The organism is Pseudomonas sp. JR33AA, assembly GCF_021378985.1.
Classification (GTDB): domain Bacteria; phylum Pseudomonadota; class Gammaproteobacteria; order Pseudomonadales; family Pseudomonadaceae; genus Aquipseudomonas; species Aquipseudomonas alloputida.
Window position 1 is genome coordinate 213,237 of sequence record NZ_JAJSAW010000005.1, and the last position, 20,402, is coordinate 233,638.

The window sequence follows — 20,402 nt, forward strand, 5'->3', positions numbered from 1 at the left end:
GCCTTGCGTCGCGAAAGGGCCGCAACGCGGCCCCGGCACTTCATGCGGCGAAGCTGAAAACCTGGGGCCGCTTCGCAGCCCTTTCGCGACGCAAGGCCGCTCCCACAAGACCGCAACCGGTGCCTTCAGCCCTGCATGGTCGCCACGAACTGCCGCACCATCTGCCCCGCATCGCGGCGACAGGCCAACGCCACTGTGCTCTGGCAATCTCCTTCCAGCGCCACGAAACTGACCGAGGGGGGGGCGATCTCGCGCATGCACGCTGGCAACAACGCCACCCCAAACCCTGCCTGTATCAGCTGCAGCTGCGTCGTCTTGCGCGACAGTACCTGCGCCGCCTGCGGGAAGAACCCTGCCCCCATGCACAACGAGGCCGACAGGTAGCTCAAGCCACCGCGATCCCGGTGCGGGATGGAAATGAAGCGTTCTTCCTTCAGTTGCTCCAGTTGCACCTGCCGAGTACCCGCCAAGGGGTGCCTAGCGGCGACCGCCAGCAACAAGGATTCGTCGAACAATTCATGCAGCACCACGCCTTCATGCTGGCGCAGCACCGGCAAGCGCAACAGGCCGATATCCAGCCGTCCGGCAGCAATGTCTTCCAGCTGTGCCTCCGAGGACTGCTGCGCAATCTCCAGCGAAACCCCCGGGTTGTGCTTCAGGTAGTTCCCCAGGCGAGCCAGCAGCCCGCCGGTCAGCGGCACGGTGCTGGAATGGTTCAGGCGCAAGCTGCCTTGCAACCCTTCGCCGATGTCTCGGGTAACCCGCTCAGCCTGTGCCAGGTCAGCCAGCAAGCGTCGCGCCCGTTCAAGAAAGGCCTGACCGGCCAGCGTCAGGCGAGGCAGGCGCGCCGTGCGTTCGAACAGCGGCGTGCCCAGTTGCTGCTCCAGCTCCTTGATCTGCCGGCTAAGGGCCGACTGGGCGACGTACAGTCGCTCGGCTGCACTGCTGAAACTGCCGCACTCGGCGATTTCCACGAAGTAACGCAACTGTCGGATTGACGTCATGTCATGCCTTTTCGAGATGGCTTTTGGGATAAAGGCATATTAGTCGGCATGGCTCATGGCTGGCTAACCTTTGCCTGTCTTCCCAGGAACTGCTGCCATGCTTGCCCAACTGTCGTTTTCCGGCCTTGACTGGCTGCCGATCCTGTTCGCCATCGCTGCGGCCTACATCGTCTTCGGCATCGCCGGCTTCGGTACTGCACTCATCGCGGGGCCGATATTGATTCACTTCATGCCGTTGTCACGCATCATCCCGTTGCTGGTGCTGCTGGATTTCGTAGCCGCATTCGGCAACCTGCTGCCGTCACGCCGGGATGTGGTACGCAGTGAACTGCTGCGGCTGCTGCCCTTCATGGCCTTGGGTTGTACGTTGGGCGTGGTGTTCCTGCTCCAGCTGAAGTCCGACCTGTTGCTGCTGTTGATGGGGGTATTCGTGACTGCCTATGCACTTTACGGGCTGGCAGTGAAAGTGAGGCCGGCCAGCCTGTCCGGCTTCTGGGCCGTGCCTATGGGCACGGCAGGCGGGTTGTTCGGGGCTTTGTTCGGCAGCGGCGGGTTTCTTTATGCGCTTTACCTGAGCGCACGGCTGGAGGTGAAGGAACAGGTGCGCGCCACCCAGAGCGCGCTGATCAGCTGCAGTACGATAGTGCGTCTGTCGCTGTTCCTGATCGCCGGTGTCTATGCCGACCAAAGCCTGCTGCTGCTCGCCGCCTGTCTGCTGCCTGTGATGTTCGTTGGCCTGTGGGTAGGGCGTAGATTGACCAACCGGTTGTCCCGCGAGGCGTTTGTCCGGCTGGTCACCTGGCTGGTGCTGGCCAGTGGGCTGGCGTTGATCGGTCGCTACCTGAGCGCCTGAGCGGTAGAATTGTGTCCTTACCGGCGTTTCTCAGGCTTGTCCCGTTCATGAACACCCAGAGCATCATCGTTCCAAAGCTGTCCACCGTCCCGGTGCATGAAGCCCGCGCCCGCGCCATCCTGCGCTGGCTGGTGCGCGAAAAGGTCGTCGAGGAGCAGCTGACCACCTGTGGCCGCACCGGCAACCGCATGGGCCATGCCCTGGCGGCAGGGGCGCGCAAAGTGGCCCTGCACCCGGAAAAACTGCCCTTCGGCGAGCCGGTCAATGGCCTGGAAGTGATGCTCAAGCGCTGCATCTATACCCCCACCGAAGGCTTCCTCGAAGAAGCCGGTTGCCCGGAGTGCCAGCGCGAGGTGGGCGAGCCGTTGTTCGAAAGCCTGGAAGAGTGGATGCCGGCAGTGAGCGACAACTTCACCTGCCCACTGTGCGGCTTCGAAGACGACATCAATGGCTTCATTTACCTGCAGCCATGTGCCTTTTCCAACTTGGGGTTCATCTTCAACAACTGGGGCGAGGCAGGGTTCACCCAGGCCTTTCTCGACAGCTTCGCCGACTGGCTCGACCAGCCGGTGGCCGTGGTGCAGGTAAAACTGCCACAAGCCTGACCGAAGGCCCTTATTTTGCATTGAGCGGCGCGCCATGCATGAGTATAATGGCGCGCTTCCATTTTTCCCGCCCGGGAGCCCCCGCGATGCTGCGTATCAGCCAAGAAGCCCTGACCTTCGACGATATCCTCCTTGTACCTGGCTATTCCGAGGTACTGCCCAATGAAGTCAGTCTCAAGACCCGTTTGACCCGTGGCATCGAGCTGAACATTCCGCTGGTTTCCGCTGCCATGGATACCGTGACCGAAGCGCGTCTGGCCATTGCCATGGCCCAGGAAGGCGGTATCGGCATCATCCACAAGAACATGACCATCGAACAACAGGCCGGCGAAGTGCGCAAGGTCAAGAAGTTCGAGGCTGGCGTGGTCAAGGACCCGATCACCATCGACGCCGATGCCACTGTGCGCGACCTGTTCGAGCTGACCCGCCTGAACAACATCTCCGGCGTGCCGGTGCTGGCGAACGGCGACCTGGTCGGCATCGTCACCTCCCGTGACGTGCGCTTCGAAAATCGCCTGGAGGCCAAGGTTCGCGACGTGATGACGCCGAAAGAGCGTCTGGTCACCGTCCGCGAAGGCGCCGACAAAAACGAAGTTCGCGAGCTGCTGCACAAGCATCGTCTGGAAAAAGTCCTGATCGTTGACGACAAGTTCAACCTCAAGGGCATGATGACCGTCAAGGACATCGAAAAAGCCAAGGCTTACCCGCTGGCCAGCAAGGACGACCAGGGTCGCCTGCGCGTCGGCGCCGCCGTCGGCACCGGCAAGGACACCGGCGAGCGTGTTGCTGCGCTGGTGGCGGCTGGCGTTGATGTGGTTGTCGTCGACACTGCCCACGGCCACTCCAAAGGTGTGATCGACCGTGTACGCTGGGTAAAAGAAACCTACCCGCAAGTGCAGGTGATTGGCGGCAACATCGCCACCGGTGCTGCCGCCAAGGCCCTGGCCGAAGCGGGTGCCGATGCGGTCAAGGTCGGTATCGGCCCTGGCTCTATCTGCACCACCCGTATCGTTGCCGGTGTCGGCGTGCCGCAAATCAGCGCCATCGCCAACGTCGCCGCAGCACTGGAAGGCACTGGCGTGCCGCTGATCGCTGACGGCGGTATCCGCTTCTCCGGCGACCTGTCCAAGGCCATCGTTGCCGGTGCTTCCTGCGTGATGATGGGTTCGATGTTCGCCGGTACCGAAGAGGCCCCGGGTGAAGTCGAGCTGTTCCAGGGCCGTTCCTACAAGGCCTACCGCGGCATGGGCTCGCTGGGTGCCATGGCGCAGGCGCAAGGCTCGTCCGACCGTTACTTCCAGGACTCCTCAGCCGGCGCCGAGAAGCTGGTACCGGAAGGTATCGAAGGCCGCGTTCCTTACAAAGGCGCCCTGGCCGCGATCATCCACCAGCTGATGGGCGGCCTGCGTTCGTCCATGGGCTACACCGGCAGCGCAACCATCGAAGAAATGCGCACCAAGCCGGAATTCGTGCGTATCACCGGTGCCGGCATGGCCGAGTCCCACGTGCATGACGTGCAGATCACCAAAGAAGCCCCTAACTACCGCGTAGGCTGAGGCTTCCAGCTACAACATAAAGCGGGGCTGTCATGACAGCCCCGCGTCGTTTCCGATTTCCACTGACGAGATTGAGTCATGGCCCTCGACATTCACGCTCACCGCATCCTGATCCTCGATTTCGGTTCCCAGTACACCCAGCTGATCGCCCGCCGCGTGCGCGAAATCGGCGTGTACTGCGAACTGCACCCGTTCGACATGGACGATGAAGCGATCCGCGAATTCAACCCGCGCGGCATCATCCTTGCCGGCGGCCCCGAGTCGGTCCACGAAGCCAACAGCCCGCGCGCTCCGCAGGCCGTGTTTGACCTGAACGTGCCTGTGCTGGGTATCTGCTACGGCATGCAGACCATGGCCGAGCAGATGGGCGGCAAGGTAGAAGGTTCCGACCTGCGTGAGTTCGGCTATGCCCGCGTGGACGTTGTCGGCAAGAGCCGCCTGCTCGACGGCATCGAAGACCACGTTGACGACGACGGCGTACTGGGCCTGGACGTGTGGATGAGCCACGGTGACAAGGTCACCCAGATGCCTGGCAACTTCAACATTCTGGCCAGCACCCCAAGCTGCCCGATCGCCGGCATGTACGACGACGCTCGCGGCTACTACGGCGTGCAGTTCCACCCCGAAGTGACGCACACCAAACAAGGTGGTCGCATCCTGTCCCGCTTCGTGCAGGACATCTGCGGCTGTGAAGCCCTGTGGACGGCGTCCAACATCGTCGAAGACGCCATCGCCCAGGTGCGCGCGCAAGTCGGTTCGGCCAACGTCCTGCTGGGCCTGTCCGGCGGCGTTGACAGCTCGGTGGTTGCCGCGCTGCTGCACCGTGCCATCGGCGACCAGCTGACCTGCGTATTCGTCGACAACGGCCTGCTGCGCCTGCACGAAGGCGACCAGGTGATGGCCATGTTCAAAGAGAACATGGGCGTCAAGGTGATCCGTGCCGACGCTGAAAAGCAGTTCCTCGACAACCTGGAAGGCGAAGCGGACCCTGAGAAGAAGCGCAAGATCATCGGCCGCACCTTCATCGACGTGTTCGATGCCGAAGCCAGCAAGCTGGAGAACATCCAGTTCCTCGCCCAGGGCACCATCTACCCGGACGTGATCGAGTCGGCTGGCGCCAAGAGCGGCAAGGCCCATGTGATCAAGTCGCACCACAACGTCGGTGGCCTGCCGGAGGAAATGAACCTCAAGCTGGTCGAGCCGCTGCGTGAACTGTTCAAGGACGAAGTGCGCAAGATCGGCCTGGAACTGGGCCTGCCGTACGACATGGTCTACCGCCACCCGTTCCCGGGCCCGGGCCTGGGCGTGCGTATCCTCGGTGAAGTGAAGAAGGAATACGCCGACATCCTGCGTCGCGCCGACCACATCTTCATCGAAGAGCTGCGCAAGGCCGACTGGTACCACAAGACCAGCCAGGCGTTCGTGGTGTTCCAGCCAGTCAAGTCGGTCGGCGTCGTCGGCGACGGCCGTCGCTACGCCTGGGTCGTGGCCCTGCGTGCCGTCGAGACCGTGGACTTCATGACCGCGCGTTGGGCACACCTGCCGTACGAGCTGCTGGAAACTGTCAGCGGCCGTATCATCAACGAAATCGACGGTATTTCGCGCGTTACCTACGACGTGTCGAGCAAGCCGCCGGCGACTATCGAGTGGGAATGATCCCGCGCCAATAGCCGGAAACACCCAAAAGCCCGCTTGAATGCGGGCTTTTGCATTTTTTAGCGCTACATCGACCCGAGCTGCAGGATCTCGTCTCCCGCTTCATCCTGCTCACCTGTCGGTTTCCAGCCCAAGTGACGATAGAAGCCATATGAGCGTACGTTCGGGTCGCTGGCGCAAGCCAGGAAAGGGCGTTGGAACCCCAGCTCCCGCAGATGATCGACAACCATCTGAAGCAAACGCTTGCCGGTTCCCTGGCCCTCGTAGGCGGGTAGCAGGGCAAGTACGGTGACCTCGCCGCTGTCCTTGTCGGCGAAGCAGTAGCCGACTATCTCATCAGCATTGCAAGCCACGAACCCAGGGGAGCACCCGTCGCGAATGCCGCTGCTCCAGGTGTCGACGGTGATGCCGAGGGCGCGCAGGTCCTCTTCCGTGAATGCGTTCTCCCTGGTCAAGGCACGGATGGCTATGCAGGTCGCGGCGTCTTCAGGTACTGCAGGGCGAAAGGTAATGGCTGCCATGATGTCGGCCTTGCTGAATAAACAACCATTGTGCGTGTACAACGGTTTGCGAATCTGTAAACAAGCGTAAACGCCAGGGACAGGGTGGTTTAGCCCATTGAAACAACACTTCACTTAATCTTTCCCATTTGCAGGTGTATCGTATTCGCCCTTCATCGCCAGCCATGCTGGCAGCTTGATTGCGCAGAACACGAGGTACCCGCACCGATGTCCTTCACCCGTCGACAAATGCTCAAGGGCCTCACCGGCCTGGTTGTGGTTGGCCTGGGCGCCGGTGGCGCGGCGCGTTACTGGCTGGGCAAGGTCGAAGACGACAACGCCGGGCATGATTACGAGCTGATCGCAGCGCCGCTGGATGTCGAGCTGGTGCCAGGCTTCAAGACCGAGGCGTGGGCTTTCGGCCCTTCGGCACCAGGCACCGAGCTTCGCGTGCGCCAGGGCACCTGGCTGCGAGTTCGCTTCATCAACCACCTGCCGGTGGAAACCACTATTCACTGGCACGGCATTCGCCTGCCGCTGGAAATGGACGGTGTGCCCTACGTCTCGCAACTGCCGGTCAAGCCGGGCGAGTATTTTGACTACAAGTTCCGCGTACCGGATGCCGGCAGCTACTGGTATCACCCGCATGTCAGCAGCTCCGAAGAGCTGGGGCGCGGTCTGGTCGGCCCGCTGATCGTCGAGGAGCGTGAACCCACCGGGTTCCAGCATGAGCGTACGTTGAGCCTGAAGAACTGGCATGTGGATGAGCAGGGCGCATGGCTGCCTTTCAGTATCCCGCGAGAGGCCGCGCGCAACGGCACTGCCGGGCGCTTGATCACCATCAACGGCCAGGCTGACTCGATCACCGAGCTGCCGGCCGGCCAGGTGGTGCGGGTGCGCGTGCTGAACCTGGACAATACCTGGACCTACCGCCTCAACCTCAAGGGCAACTGCGAGGCGAGAATCTATGCTCTCGACGGCAACCCGGTGACCCCGCGTGCGCTGGATGAGTACTGGCTAGGCCCGGGCATGCGTATCTGCCTGGCCATCCGTATTCCTGAGGCCGGTGAGGAAATCTCCCTGCGCGACGGTTTCGTGCGCCTGGGCACCCTGCGTTCGGTGGCCAGCAACGACGCGCCGAGTGACTGGCCGCCCGCGCTGCCGCCCAATCCGATTGCCGAGCCGGACCTGGAGAATGCCGAAAAGCTGAACTTCAATTTCGAGTGGGCGGCCGGCGTCTCCGTCACCCCTGATTCGGCCAAACCGTCGAGCATGTGGCAGATCAACGGCCAGGCCTGGGATATTACCGACAAGACCTGCGCCGACCGCCCCATCGCCACGTTGCAAAAGGGCAGGAGCTACATCTTCGAGCTTAAGAACATGACCCAGTACCAGCACCCGATCCACTTGCATGGCATGAGCTTCAAGGTGATCGCCTCCAATCGTCATGACATCAAGGAGCCGTGGTTCACCGACACCTATCTGCTGGGCAAGAACGAGCGCGCCCAGGTAGCACTGGTGGCGGATAACCCTGGGACCTGGATGTTTCACTGCCACGTCATCGACCACATGGAAACCGGCCTGATGGCCGCGATCGCGGTGGTCTGATGCGCCCGCAGATCATCGATCGCAGTCGCGATCAGGAATTCATGCGCCTGGCGCTGGCCTTGGCCGCCGAAGGCGCGGCGCTGGGCGAGGTGCCGGTGGGGGCTGTGCTGGTGCAGCATGGGCAAGTGATCGGCCAGGGGTTCAACCGACCGATCATCGACAGCGACCCCAGCGCGCATGCCGAGATGGTGGCGATCAGGGCGGCAGCCAGGTCGGCCAGCAACTACCGGCTACCCGGCAGCACCCTGTATGTGACCCTGGAACCGTGCAGCATGTGTGCGGGGCTGATTGTGCATTCGCGGGTGATGCGCGTGGTGTTTGGCGCGCTGGAACCCAAGGCGGGAATCGTGCAGAGCCAGGGGCAGTTCTTTGGTCAAGGCTTTCTCAACCACCGGGTGATGGTGGAGGGTGGGGTGCTGGCGCAAGAGTGCGGGCAGATCCTCAGCGACTTCTTCAAGGCCCGTCGGGCCAAGGCTTGAGCTGCACCGGCCTCTTCGCGGGCAAGCCCGCTGCTACAGGCGCTGCGCAATGCTTGTAGGCGCGAGTTTACCCGCGAAGAGGCCTACAGGCTTACATCGGCGACGACTTATCCGCTGGCTTGTCCTTGTTGACCCCGGGGACATGCAGGTTACCCTCGGCCACCTGGCCTTCGAGCTGCGGCTGTGTCACCCAGGTAAGGATGTCGTAGTAACGACGGATGTTGGCCACGAAATGCACCGGTTCGCCCCCACGGGCATAGCCATACTTGGTCTGCCGGTACCACTGCTTCTGAGCCAGCCGCGGCAGCATCTTCTTCACGTCCAGCCACTTGTTCGGGTTTAGCTTTTCGCGCTTGGCCAGGGTGCGGGCGTCTTCCAGGTGGCCGCTACCGACGTTGTAGGCGGCCAGGGCGAACCAGGTGCGGTCCGGCTCCTTGATGCTGTCGTCAAGCTCTTCCTTGATTTTCATGAAGTACTTGGCGCCGCCCTGGATGCTCTGCTTCGGGTCCAGGCGGTTGGACACACCCATGGCCTGGGCGGTGCGCTGGGTCAGCATCATCAGGCCGCGCACGCCGGTCTTGGAGGTGACTTCCGGCTGCCACATCGATTCCTGGTAGCCGATGGCTGCCAGCAGGCGCCAGTCGACCTGCTCGACCTTGGCGTAGCTCTTGAAGTGCTTCTCGTACTTGGGCAGGCGCTGTTGCAGGTGCTGGGCGAAGGTGTAGGCGCCGACGTAGCCGAGCACGTCGACATGGCCGTAATAGCGGTCCTTCAAGCGTTGCAGGGTGCCGTTCTTCTGCGCCTTGTCGAGAAATTCGTTGATTTCGTTGAGCAGGCTGTTGTCTTCGCCTGCTGCCACTGCCCAGCGCTGGTCGCGGGTGTCGCCCAAATCGAAGGCGACCCGCACGTTGGGGAAATACACCTGGTTCATGGCCAGTTCGTTGGAGTCAACCAGGGTCAAGTCGATTTGACCTTCGTCCACCATGCGCAGCAGGTCGACCACTTCGACGGCGTCGGATTCCTCATATTGCAGGGCCGGGTACTGCTTTTTCAGCTCGGCCAACTGGTCAGCATGGCTGCTGCCCTTGAGTACCATGATCTTCTTGCCGACCAAACCCTTGGCGCCGGTGGGGCGCGCGCGGCCGTTGCGGTAGATGACCTGCGGGGTCACCTCCAGATAGGGATGGGAGTATTTCACCTGTGTTTTGCGCCGCTCGCTGCTGACCAGGCCGGCGGCGGCCAGCACCGGGCCAGAGGGCTTGCCGAGCGAATCGTAGAGTTCGTCCAGGTTGTCGGCGGTCTCGATTTGCAGCTTTACGCCGAGATCGTCGGCGAAATGCTGGACCAGTTCGTACTCGAAGCCGGTTTCGCCGTTACGGTCCTGGAAGTAGGTGGCCGGGCTGTTGCGGGTGATCACGCGCAGCACGCCATCCTCCTTCACGCGCTCGAGGGTGCTGGGTTTTTCAACGCAGGCAGCGAGCAGCAGAAAGAGTCCGGTTGCGAGGAGCCATTTGGCGCAACGCTGGCGCAAAGCAGTGTGGGCGAACATAGGTTGCAGTATACGCAAAGGACTGGCCCAGCCATATCTCGACAACGGTTAGCTTGTCTGGTAGCGGGTTGTGTGGTTGGGGGAGGGGGGATTGCATCAGGGCTACCAGGTGGCCGGTTTGAGATATTCAGCGCCGATGAGATCGAGCGCCGCCCGCGCGGCGCTTCGCGGGTAAACCCGCTCCTACGTTTGTTTTGGGCCAATTATGCCTGTGGGATTCGCGCGCGAACGCCTTGGTGCCTATCTCGATATCGCGTCGTACCAACAAGGCGGTCGCGCGCGCCAGGCACAGGAAGAATTGGCCCAAAACAAACGTAGGAGCGGGTTTACCCGCGAAGCGCCGCGCGGGCGGCGCTCGATCTCATCGGCGCTGAATGTATCGAGGCGGACACCTGGCGGCGCTCGATCTCACAGTCGCTGAATGTCTCAAGCCGGACACCCCTGAAATCTGACTCCGAAGTCCGGTTCCGCCGCCCGGCAGGCGTGGCTTAGAGCAGGTGCCGAAAGCCATCGAATTAGGCTAGAATGCACGGCCTCTAAGCACACCCCTTCCTGAGGCTGTCCCGACGATGTTGATCCTGCGCGGCGCTCCTGCCCTTTCTGCCTTTCGCCACGGTAAATTACTCGAGCAACTGAGCCAGAAAGTCCCCGCTGTTACTGGTTTGTATGCCGAATTTGCCCACTTCGCCGATGTTGACGGCGAGCTGACCGCCGACCAGCAGCAGGTGCTGGGCCGTCTGCTCAAGTACGGCCCGAGCGTGCCGGTACAGGAGCCGACGGGTCGTCTGTTCCTGGTGGTACCGCGCCTGGGCACCATTTCGCCATGGGCCAGCAAGGCCAGCGACATCGCCCACAACTGCGGCCTGCAGTCGATCCAGCGCCTGGAGCGCGGCATCGCCTACTACGTGGCCGGCACCCTGAGCGACGCTGACGCCGAACTGATCGCCGCCGAACTGCACGACCGTATGACCCAGCGCGTGCTCGGCCAGCTGGAGCAGGCCGCAGACCTGTTCAGCCACGCCCAGCCCAAGCCGATGACCTCGGTGGACATCCTTTCCGGCGGTCGCGACGCCCTGGCCAAGGCCAACATCGACCTGGGCCTGGCCCTGGCCGAAGACGAGATCGACTACCTGGTCAATGCCTTCCAGGGCCTCAAGCGCAACCCGAACGACATTGAACTGATGATGTTCGCGCAAGCCAACTCCGAGCACTGCCGCCACAAGATCTTCAACGCCAGTTGGGATATCGACGGCCAGGCCCAGGAAAAGAGCCTGTTCGGCATGATCAAGAACACCTACCAGATGCACAACGAAGGTGTGCTGTCGGCGTACAAGGATAACGCCTCGGTGATCGTCGGCAACGTTGCCGGCCGCTTCTTCCCGAACCCTGAAACCCGCCAGTACGGCGCGGTGCAGGAGCCGGTGCACATCCTGATGAAGGTGGAAACGCACAACCACCCCACCGCCATCGCCCCGTTCTCCGGTGCCTCCACCGGCTCCGGTGGCGAAATCCGCGACGAAGGTGCTACCGGCCGTGGCGCCAAGCCCAAGGCGGGCCTGACCGGCTTCACCGTGTCCAACCTGCGCATTCCTGGCTTCAAACAGCCTTGGGAGCAGGACTATGGCAAGCCCGAGCGTATCGTCGACGCCCTCGACATCATGATCGAAGGCCCGCTTGGCGGCGCTGCGTTCAACAACGAATTCGGCCGCCCGGCCCTGACCGGTTACTTCCGCACCTTCGAGCAAGCCATCAACACCCCGCACGGTGAAGAAGTGCGCGGCTACCACAAGCCGATCATGCTCGCCGGCGGTATGGGCAACATCCGTGAAGACCACGTGCAGAAGGGCGAAATCACGGTCGGTGCCAAGCTGATCGTGCTCGGTGGCCCGGCCATGCTGATCGGCCTGGGCGGCGGCGCCGCTTCGTCGGTGGCTACCGGTGCCAGCTCGGCTGACCTGGATTTCGCTTCGGTACAGCGCGAAAACCCGGAAATGGAGCGCCGTTGCCAGGAGGTCATCGACCGTTGCTGGCAGCTGGGCGACAACAACCCGATCGCCTTCATCCACGACGTGGGCGCTGGCGGTATTTCCAACGCCTTCCCTGAGCTGGTCAACGACGGTGGCCGCGGTGGTCGCTTCGAGCTGCGCAACGTGCCCAACGACGAACCGGGCATGGCCCCGCACGAAATCTGGAGCAACGAATCGCAAGAGCGTTACGTGCTGGCCGTCAGCGCGGTCGACTTCGAGCGCTTCAAGGCCATCTGCGAGCGCGAACGTTGCCCGTTTGCCGTGGTGGGTGAAGCGACTGAAGAACCGCACCTGACCGTAAGCGACAGCCACTTCGGCAACACCCCGGTGGACATGCCGCTGGACGTGCTGCTGGGCAAGCCGCCGCGCATGCACCGTTCGGTTACCCGCGAAGCCGAGCTGGGCGATGACTTCGACCCGAGCGAACTGGACCTGGACAATGCCGTCCAGCGCGTGCTGAACCACCCGGCCGTGGCCAGCAAGAGCTTCCTGATCACCATTGGCGACCGCACCATCACTGGTCTGGTTGCCCGCGACCAGATGGTCGGCCCGTGGCAGGTTCCGGTGGCTGACTGCGCCGTTACCGCCACCAGCTTCGACGTCTACACCGGTGAAGCCATGGCCATGGGCGAGCGTACGCCGCTGGCGCTGCTGGATGCCCCGGCGTCCGGCCGCATGGCCATCGGCGAAACCCTGACCAACCTGGCTGCTTCGCGCATCGAAAAGCTGTCCGACATCAAACTGTCGGCCAACTGGATGTCCGCGGCTGGTCACCCGGGTGAAGACGCACGCCTGTACGACACCGTCAAGGCTGTCGGCATGGAGCTGTGCCCGGAGCTGGGCATCACCATTCCGGTCGGCAAAGACTCGATGTCGATGAAGACCAAGTGGAGCGACGAGGGCGTCGAGAAGAGCGTCACCTCGCCGATGTCGCTGATCATCACCGGCTTTGCCCCGGTCACCGACATCCGCAAGACCCTTACCCCGCAACTGCGCATGGACAAGGGCGAGACCGACCTGATCCTGATCGACCTGGGCCGCGGCAAGAACCGTATGGGCGCCTCGATCCTGGCTCAGACCTACGGCAAGATCGCTGCCCAGGCACCGGACGTCGACGACGCCGAAGACCTCAAGGCCTTCTTCGCCGTGATCCAGGGCCTGAACGCCGACGGCCACCTGCTGGCCTACCACGACCGTTCCGACGGCGGCCTGATCACCACCGTGCTGGAAATGGCCTTCGCTGGTCACTGCGGCCTCGACCTGCAACTCGACCCGCTGACCGACAGCAAGGGCGAAGTGCCGGCCATCCTCTTCAACGAAGAGCTGGGTGCGGTGATTCAGGTTCGCCAGGATGCTACCCCGGACGTGCTGGCACAGTTCAGCGCTGCTGGCCTGGGTGATGAGTGCGTCGCGGTGATCGGCAAGCCAGTCAACAACGCTGAAGTGACCATCAGCCTGAATGGCGAAGTGCTGTTCGACGATGACCGTCGCATGCTGCAGCGCCAGTGGGCCGAGACCAGCTACCAGATCCAGCGCCTGCGCGACAACGCCGACTGCGCTGACCAGGAGTTCGACCTGCTGCTCGAGGAGGACAACCCGGGCCTGTCGGTGAAGCTGGGCTTCGACGTCAACGACGATATCGCTGCGCCTTACATCAAGAAAGGCGTGCGCCCGCAAGTGGCCATCCTGCGCGAGCAGGGCGTCAACGGCCAGGTCGAGATGGCTGCTGCCTTCGACCGCGCCGGCTTCGCCGCCATCGACGTGCACATGAGCGATATTCTCGCTGGCCGTGTCGACTTCGAAGCCTTCAAGGGCCTGGTCGCCTGTGGTGGCTTCTCGTACGGTGACGTGCTGGGCGCTGGCGAAGGCTGGGCCAAGTCGGCGCTGTTCAACGCCCGTGCCCGTGACGCCTTCCAGGCCTTCTTCGAGCGTACCGACAGCTTCGCCCTGGGCGTGTGCAACGGTTGCCAGATGATGTCCAACCTGCACGAGCTGATCCCGGGCACCGAGTACTGGCCACACTTCGTGCGCAACCGCTCGGAGCAGTTCGAGGCGCGCGTGGCCATGGTCGAAGTGCAAAAATCCAACTCGATCTTCCTGCAGGGCATGGCCGGTTCGCGCATGCCGATCGCCATCGCCCACGGTGAAGGCCATGCCGAGTTCGCCAGCGAAGAAGCACTGCTGGAAGCCGATGTGTCCGGTTGCGTGGCCCTGCGCTATGTCGACAACCACGGCAAGGTTACCGAAGCCTACCCGGCCAACCCGAACGGCTCGCCGCGTGGTATCACCGGCCTGACCAGCCGCGACGGCCGCGTGACCATCATGATGCCGCACCCGGAGCGTGTGTTCCGCGCTGTGCAGAACTCCTGGCGCCCGGACGAGTGGCAGGAAGATGCCGCGCTGATGCGTATGTTCCGCAACGCGCGGGTGTGGGTGAACTAAAGCGTGTACAAGCTCGCCTTCTTCGTCCCCGCCAGCCATGTCGACGTGGTCAAGGCCGCTGTGTTCGCTGCAGGCGGCGGGCGCATCGGTGACTATGACCACTGCGCCTGGCAAACCCTTGGTCAGGGCCAGTTCCGCCCGTTGGACGGCAGCCAGCCGTTCCTCGGGCAAGCAGGCCAGGTCGAGGTGGTTGAGGAATGGAAGGTGGAGCTGGTGGTGGCTGACGAGCTGGTAGCCCAGGTCGTCGCTGCGCTCAAGCAGAGCCACCCGTACGAGACGCCAGCCTATGAAGTCTGGCCGCTCGCCGAGTTCTAGAACGCATCACGGCTATTCGCGGGTAAACCCGCTCCTACGGGGCTCTGTGTAGGAGCGGGTTTACCCGCGAAGAGGCCGGATCAACCAGCCACCGTCTCCCGGCCCTGCTCAGGCCGTTTCAACATCCCACAAGCCAGCAACCCCACCTCAAACAACACCCACATCGGTACTGCCAGCATCGTCTGCGAAAACACATCCGGCGGTGTCAGGATCATCCCCACCACAAAGCACCCGACGACCACGTAGGGCCTGCTGCGCCGCAATGTGGCCACATCGGCCAACCCCGCCCAGACCACGATGAACGTCGCCACCGGGATCTCGAACGCCAGCCCGAACGCCAGAAACAGCGCCAGGATAAAGTCCAGGTACTGGCTGATATCGGTCATCATCGCCACGCCGTCCGGCGTCACGCTGGCAAAGAAACCGAACATCATCGGGAAAACCAGGAAGAACGCGAACGCCATGCCGGCATAGAACAGCACGATGCTCGATACCAGCAGCGGCAGGGCAATGCGCCGTTCACGGCGGTACAGCCCCGGCGCCAGAAAGCCCCAGGCCTGATGCAGCAGCAGCGGCATGGCCAGGAACAGGGCGCACATCGCGGTCAGCTTGAACGGTGTCAAAAAGGGCGAGGTGACGCTGGTGGCGATCATGTTCGCGCCTTCCGGCAAAAAGCGCCGTAGCGGCTCGGATATGAGCGTGTACAGCGTCTGGGCAAAGGGGAACAGGCCGGCGAACACCAATGCCACCAGCGCCAGGCAACGCACCAGGCGTTTGCGCAGGTCACGCAGGTGTTCGGTCAGGGGCATGCTCGCGGCAGGGTCCATGGCACTACTCATGAAGCATTTTCCTTGGCTAGCACGGCCGTGGCCGCCTCATTGGCCGGTTCCGCGTTCAGGCTGATGCCCTGGCGGATCTCCTGTTCCAGGCGTTTCAGAGGGGCCTGGTCGAGGTTTGGCATCTCGATTTCGCGCTCCACCTGCGTGCGCAAGGCGTGCATGGCCCGGCGCGCCTGGTCCAGGCCGCGCCCGAGGGTACGGGCTGCCACTGGCAGGCGCTCGGGGCCCAGCACCAATAGCGCGACCACGCCGATCAGCAGCAACTCGCTGAAGCCTACCTCGAACATCAGGCCTGGCGGTCCGCTTGAGGTTGCTGCGCAACTGGGCCGTTCAGCGGGCACTGTTGCTGCGCGTGCGCCTGGTCAGCGGCACTGGCGTCATTGTCACCGCCCATGGACTTGCGAAAACCCTGGATCGCCTCGCCCACATCGCTACCCAGGCCCTTCAGGCGCTTGGTACCAAACAGCAAGAACACGATCAGCAGTACGATCACCAGTTGCCAGATTCCAATGCCACCCATAGCGACCACTCCTGTAAGGTCATGAAAAGGAAGGGCAATCCTGCCTTGCCTAGATGACGAGCACATGACGAACGGCCCCTGCCATCTGCCTGAAACACCCCGCGTGTTGACTGGCGTCTTTATTGCGCGAGCGAGGCACGCAGGGATGGGTGGAAGGCAACAGCAGGGTGCGGCCCTGTTGATGGTGATGGTGGTGCTGGCAATGCTGGCGGCGGGCATGGCCTGGCTGGTGGAAGATGGCCGACGCCAGGTCGACGAAGTGCGCCTGCTGCAGCAGCGGGTGCAGGTGCGGGCCATGGAGCAGGCCGGCCTGGCCTATGCCGGGCAGGCCCTGCGTGACCCCGCCTGGCGGCTCAGTCCGCTGTTCTGGCAAGCCTTGCGCGGGCAGCCGCTGAACTACGACTTTGGCGCGGGCCAGGCGCAGTTGCGGGTACGCGACCAGCACACCTGCTTCAATGTAAACGCATTGCTGGGCGCCGATGGCGAACGCGCCGAGCGCCAGCTGCGTTATCTGCTGGGCGACGACATGGCGGCCGAACGCCTGGTCGATGCCCTGGCCGACTGGCTCGATGCCGACAGTGATGCCCGCCTGCAGGGCGCCGAGAGCGCCCAGTACCTGCGTCAGCAACCGCCCCGGCTGGCGGCCGACCAGCCGATGCTCGACACCAGCGAGCTGAACCTGTTGCTGGAGCCGGACGCCAGCCGCCAGGCGCGTTACCCGATGCTGTGCGCCTTGCCCCAGACCACGGGTTGGCGGCTCAACGCCAATGCGCTGGGGTTGGAGCATCTGCCCCTGCTGGACGCGCTGTATGAAGGGCGTTACTCGCGTTCGTTGCTCAGCCGCATTGTCAGCGGCAGGCCGGCGTCGGGGTACGTGGACGCGGCTGCACTGCGTCAGGCGCTGGGGGCGGTGGATGACGAAACGTTCGAACAGTTGAGCGAAGGGCTGCTGCTCAACAGCGGGCATTTTCTGTTGCAGTTGTCGTTCGAGAAAGAGGGGCGGGTGATGCGCAGCGAGTTCCAGGTTGAGGCGCTGGGGGTGGTGCAATGGCATGCCCGGGTGCCGGCGCAGCAGGTGCGGGTGCGCAGCCGCGAGCCGATGGGCTGGTAAGGCTTGAGATAGCCGGGGCTGCTTTGCAGCCCAATCGCTGGCAAGCCAGTCACATTCAGGAATTGCACGGTATTCAGAACCTGTGATCGTGAGCTGAAACCAGCAGCGTGTACTGATAATTTTGCTAGTTGCGCCTGGCCTCGGAAAGACCAAAACTTCAGCTCACCGTCGTGCGAGGCAAACCCCTGTGTCAGTAGCTCTGCGTGCCTATTGCCCTTACGGGCACCACCAAAACCAAGCTAGCTCGGCATTCATGCTTGGCTACAATGGTGAGCGAGAAGACTGCCGCTCCGGCACCTACCTGCTAGGCAATGGTTATCGGTCTTACAGCCCAGCCCTGAGGCGATTTCTTTCACCTGATGGCTGGAGTCCTTTTGGGGCTGGCGGGCCAAATGCTTATAGCTACTGCTCAGGAGATCCAGTCATGGGGCTGGATCCAAGTGGTCACGCGGATCTAAGTGGTCTGCGTAAAGTACCGCAAAAGCTATTACAGCAATCACGAAGGGCAGGGGCACAACGGGCTCAGCGGCAGACTGCAGAACAGCGTGTGGAAGCACTGCGTGCCAGACTACAAGAGCGGCAACAAACACAAGCCCATATGCCAACACAACCTGTTACGCAAACACTGAGGAACCCTATGGCGCAGCAGGGTACAGAGTATCTGGCTAACCGTTTTGCACCAGCGGGTAGTACAGATCAACAGCTGCCATTGGCCAACGGGGCTCGAACTCAGCCCCGCCATGAAGCTGCGGGACTACAGCCACTTGACCTCGCTCAGACAGAGTCTCTGTATCTGCAACTTATTGACATGAATCGGCACGAGCAAAACTTTAGTCAGTATCTTCCATATTTGGCAGAAGGCACCGAATTACGTCTGAGTTATGAGCGAGACATGTCCAATATCAGAGCGCGCGCAGACCAAATCCGCAGTCGACTTGGTGTTGACGCCCTCAGCTGGTTCCACTTCTGAAGAAATGGTTGGTCGGTGATTGGGCAGTTTTCCGGGGGCCGGCGCAGCAGGTGCGGGTGCGCAGCCGCGAGCCTATAGCCTGGTAAGGCTTGAGATATCCGGGGCTGCTTTGCAGCCCATCGCGACACAAGGCCGCTCCCACAGAGACCGCGCGGCACCTGAAAGTAGCGCGGTCTCTTGTGGGAGTGGCCTTGCGTCGCGATTGGGCCGCAAAGCGGCCCCCGTAAACAGCTCGATCAGGCAGTCCCGATTTCCCCGCCATCATTGCGCTGAATCACCACCGTCGAAGCCCGCGGCCTTACCTTGGCCCCAGCTGGAGTAGCATCGGTCGCCTTGTCGGTATACGGCCAGTTGTCCGGGTGCTGAATGTTGACGAACAGCGTCTTGTTGTCCGGGGTAAAGGTAATCCCCGTCACCTCGCAACCATTTGGCCCGACGAAGAAGCGCCGCAGGTCCACCTGGTTCTGTGCGTTCACCGGCACCTGCTTGCCGCTGGCATCCACCAGGTCGGTAGGGATCACCGCCAGCAGCTGGTCGTTGGTGTAGTCGGTCAAGGTGCTTTCGCCGTTGTCGGTCTCGAACCACAGCACGCCTCGGCTATCGAAGCTCATGCCGTCGGGGCTGGCGAACTGGTTCAGTTCGGTCAGGCCGGAGCGGTTGATGTCGGCGGTACCGGCAGCGTTGGCGCCGAACACGAAGATGTCCCAGGTAAAGCTCAGTTGGTCGTCGCTTTCGTGCCAGCGAATGATGTGGCCATGCCGGTTCGGACCGCGCGGGTTCGCTGCGTCGACCTTGTCCGGGGTGCGTGCACTGTTGTTGGTCAGGGTCAGGTACACATCCCCGTTCAGCGGGTTGACCGTCGTCCATTCCGGGCGGTCCATCGGCGTCGCGCCCACGGCATCGGCAGCACCACGGGTATTGAGGATGATGCCCGGCAGGTCACCATACAGCGCACCCAGGGTGCTGCCACCGGTAGTGGCGGTGGCCACGTCCAGCAGCAGCCATACACCGGTGCCGTCGGCATTGAAGCGGGCCACGTAAAGCTTGCCTTGGTCGAGGTACTTGGCACCGGTGGCCAGGCGGTCGGCCGGGGTGGCGTCGGCGGGGTCCCACACGGCGGTAGACACCCACTTGTACAGGTACTCGTTGTTGGAGTCGTCACCCATGTACCACACCAGCGGCTTGCCCGCGACGGGCAGGCCGGGGGCGCAGCCCTCGTGGCGGAAGCGGCCCAGCGCAGTGCGTTTGGTGGCCAGGGTACTGCTGTTGTACGGGTCGATCTCGACGATGTAGCCGTAGGTGCTGGCTTCGTTGCGGTAGTCGTCGGTGGCGCTGGCGCCTTTGACGGTAACGTCGAACCGGGCGAATTCGTCGTCCACTTCGCTGGCGTCACCGGCAGCGGTTTCCCACTTGTACTGGCCGCTGGAGGTGCCCACGCCAATGCGGCGCTGGTCCTCGGGGCGGGTGCCCTTGTTGACGAAGATGCCCGGCCAGTTCTCTTCGCAGGTCAGGTAGGTGCCCCACGGGGTATAACCATTGCCGCAGTTGTTGTTGGTGCCTCGGCAGTGAGTGCCAGCAGTGGAATACTTGGTCTTGACGTGGTCGGTGCCACGCAGCGGGCCGGTGATTTCCATGCGAGAAGCCGTGGTGAAGCGACGGTTCAGCGGGTCGTTGTCGACCACCTGCCAGCGGCCGTTGATTTTCTGCAGCCGTACAACGCCAGCACCGTGTGCGTTGATTTCCTTGCGCACTTCTTCGACCGGGCGCTTGCCGTTGACATCGGTAGTGGGGCCGGCCGGGTGCAGGGCAGCGGTGTCGATGTACTCGAAATTGATCGCCAGCAGGCCATCTTCCGAGCTGCCGTTGATGGGGAAGAAGTGCATGCCGTCGTGGTGCATGCCCATGGCGTTGGCCTGGTCGGTCGAGGTGTTGCTGCCGTCGGACTTCCACGGGTTGCCGTTGCTGTTCAGTGGCGTGCCCCAAGGGGCCAGCACGTAGGCGCTGTAGCCGGCGGCGACGACACAGGCGTCGGTGCGCGAGCCAGGGATGGACTGGAAGCCCAGTGCCAGTTTCGGCACTTCCGGCTCGGTGACTGGCGGTTCGGTCACCGGTGGCTCAGTGACCGGATCATCGTGATCGGAACCACCACCGTCGAAGCAGCCTGTCAGGCCGGTACCGGCGATCATGGCGATGGCGGCGCCCAGGCTACCGCGCATCACGCTGCGGCGGCTCAGGTAGGCGTCCATGACGTGGGCCATCGGCAGGTTGCCGCTTTGGTTCCGGTCCAGGTTGTCGCCGGTATCTCGACTCATCAGGGTGTCCTTGTGTTGGCTGAGTTGGAGGAAACCGCGACTTTAAGGCGCAAGTG

The 20,402-nt window shown here is 62.8% G+C and carries 17 protein-coding genes; 10 read left to right on the top strand and 7 right to left on the bottom strand.

What is annotated here, in order from left to right; all coding sequences use genetic code 11:
- Window positions 1-125: 125 nt before the first annotated feature.
- The gene (locus tag LVS58_RS10940) at window positions 126-1,004 is read right to left on the bottom strand and encodes a LysR substrate-binding domain-containing protein (protein ID WP_233691076.1); all 879 of its coding nucleotides are present in this window, start codon (window positions 1,002-1,004) and stop codon (window positions 126-128) included.
- Between the two features lie 97 nt (window positions 1,005-1,101).
- Between LVS58_RS10940 and LVS58_RS10945 the strand changes: the two genes are divergently transcribed.
- The 4 genes from LVS58_RS10945 to guaA all read left to right on the top strand — a co-directional run bounded on the left by LVS58_RS10945 (window position 1,102) and on the right by guaA (window position 5,674).
- Window positions 1,102-1,857, top strand: a complete 756-nt coding sequence (locus tag LVS58_RS10945) for a sulfite exporter TauE/SafE family protein (protein ID WP_233691077.1) — start codon at window positions 1,102-1,104, stop codon at window positions 1,855-1,857.
- Window positions 1,858-1,904: 47 nt separating this feature from the next.
- Window positions 1,905-2,462, top strand: coding sequence for a sugar ABC transporter ATPase (locus tag LVS58_RS10950; protein ID WP_233691078.1), 558 nt, complete (start codon window positions 1,905-1,907; stop codon window positions 2,460-2,462).
- Window positions 2,463-2,548: 86 nt separating this feature from the next.
- Window positions 2,549-4,018 (top strand): IMP dehydrogenase, encoded by a 1,470-nt coding sequence (gene guaB, locus LVS58_RS10955; protein ID WP_217840081.1) that lies wholly within the window; start codon window positions 2,549-2,551, stop codon window positions 4,016-4,018.
- 78 nt (window positions 4,019-4,096) lie between these two features.
- Window positions 4,097-5,674 (top strand): glutamine-hydrolyzing GMP synthase, encoded by a 1,578-nt coding sequence (gene guaA, locus LVS58_RS10960; RefSeq protein WP_233691079.1) that lies wholly within the window; start codon window positions 4,097-4,099, stop codon window positions 5,672-5,674.
- A 65-nt stretch (window positions 5,675-5,739) separates the two neighbouring features.
- Here guaA and LVS58_RS10965 read toward each other — a convergent pair whose 3' ends face one another.
- Window positions 5,740-6,195, bottom strand: a complete 456-nt coding sequence (locus tag LVS58_RS10965; protein WP_233691080.1) for a GNAT family N-acetyltransferase — start codon at window positions 6,193-6,195, stop codon at window positions 5,740-5,742.
- 207 nt (window positions 6,196-6,402) lie between these two features.
- Here LVS58_RS10965 and LVS58_RS10970 point away from each other — a divergent pair, with 207 nt between their 5' ends.
- Complete coding sequence (locus LVS58_RS10970) at window positions 6,403-7,782, top strand: multicopper oxidase family protein (RefSeq protein ID WP_233691081.1); 1,380 nt, start codon at window positions 6,403-6,405, stop codon at window positions 7,780-7,782.
- Window positions 7,782-8,261: a tRNA adenosine(34) deaminase TadA gene (gene tadA / locus LVS58_RS10975; RefSeq protein ID WP_012051365.1), complete on the top strand. Its 480-nt coding sequence runs from the start codon at window positions 7,782-7,784 to the stop codon at window positions 8,259-8,261. Before LVS58_RS10970 ends, tadA begins: the two co-directional genes overlap by 1 nt.
- Window positions 8,262-8,352: 91 nt before the next feature.
- Here the strand turns inward: tadA and mltF are convergent, their stop codons facing one another.
- Window positions 8,353-9,810 (bottom strand): membrane-bound lytic murein transglycosylase MltF, encoded by a 1,458-nt coding sequence (mltF, locus tag LVS58_RS10980; RefSeq protein ID WP_233691082.1) that lies wholly within the window; start codon window positions 9,808-9,810, stop codon window positions 8,353-8,355.
- A 569-nt stretch (window positions 9,811-10,379) separates the two neighbouring features.
- Between mltF and purL the strand changes: the two genes are divergently transcribed.
- Both purL and LVS58_RS10990 read left to right on the top strand, forming a co-directional pair.
- On the top strand, window positions 10,380-14,279 hold the full coding sequence (gene purL / locus LVS58_RS10985) for a phosphoribosylformylglycinamidine synthase (RefSeq protein WP_233691083.1): 3,900 nt from the start codon (window positions 10,380-10,382) through the stop codon (window positions 14,277-14,279).
- 3 nt (window positions 14,280-14,282) lie between these two features.
- Window positions 14,283-14,594, top strand: coding sequence for an NGG1p interacting factor NIF3 (locus LVS58_RS10990; RefSeq protein ID WP_233691084.1), 312 nt, complete (start codon window positions 14,283-14,285; stop codon window positions 14,592-14,594).
- 80 nt (window positions 14,595-14,674) lie between these two features.
- On the opposite strand, the gene tatC is transcribed toward LVS58_RS10990, so the two are convergent.
- The 3 genes from tatC to tatA are packed head-to-tail and all read right to left on the bottom strand — an operon-like array spanning window position 14,675 to window position 15,953.
- Window positions 14,675-15,433, bottom strand: a complete 759-nt coding sequence (gene tatC, locus LVS58_RS10995) for a twin-arginine translocase subunit TatC (RefSeq protein ID WP_233691085.1) — start codon at window positions 15,431-15,433, stop codon at window positions 14,675-14,677.
- Window positions 15,430-15,720, bottom strand: a complete 291-nt coding sequence (gene tatB / locus LVS58_RS11000) for a Sec-independent protein translocase protein TatB (protein WP_233691086.1) — start codon at window positions 15,718-15,720, stop codon at window positions 15,430-15,432. Before tatB ends, tatC begins: the two co-directional genes overlap by 4 nt.
- The gene (tatA, locus tag LVS58_RS11005; protein ID WP_233691087.1) at window positions 15,720-15,953 is read right to left on the bottom strand and encodes a twin-arginine translocase TatA/TatE family subunit; all 234 of its coding nucleotides are present in this window, start codon (window positions 15,951-15,953) and stop codon (window positions 15,720-15,722) included. Before tatA ends, tatB begins: the two co-directional genes overlap by 1 nt.
- Before the next feature lie 145 nt (window positions 15,954-16,098).
- Between tatA and gspK the strand changes: the two genes are divergently transcribed.
- On the top strand, window positions 16,099-17,064 hold the full coding sequence (gene gspK, locus LVS58_RS11010; protein ID WP_233691088.1) for a type II secretion system minor pseudopilin GspK: 966 nt from the start codon (window positions 16,099-16,101) through the stop codon (window positions 17,062-17,064).
- A gap of 187 nt (window positions 17,065-17,251) precedes the next feature.
- Complete coding sequence (locus tag LVS58_RS11020) at window positions 17,252-18,034, top strand: RHS repeat-associated core domain-containing protein (protein ID WP_325175977.1); 783 nt, start codon at window positions 17,252-17,254, stop codon at window positions 18,032-18,034.
- Window positions 18,035-18,270: 236 nt separating this feature from the next.
- Here the strand turns inward: LVS58_RS11020 and LVS58_RS11025 are convergent, their stop codons facing one another.
- On the bottom strand, window positions 18,271-20,346 hold the full coding sequence (locus LVS58_RS11025; protein ID WP_233691089.1) for a PhoX family protein: 2,076 nt from the start codon (window positions 20,344-20,346) through the stop codon (window positions 18,271-18,273).
- Window positions 20,347-20,402: the final 56 nt, after the last annotated feature.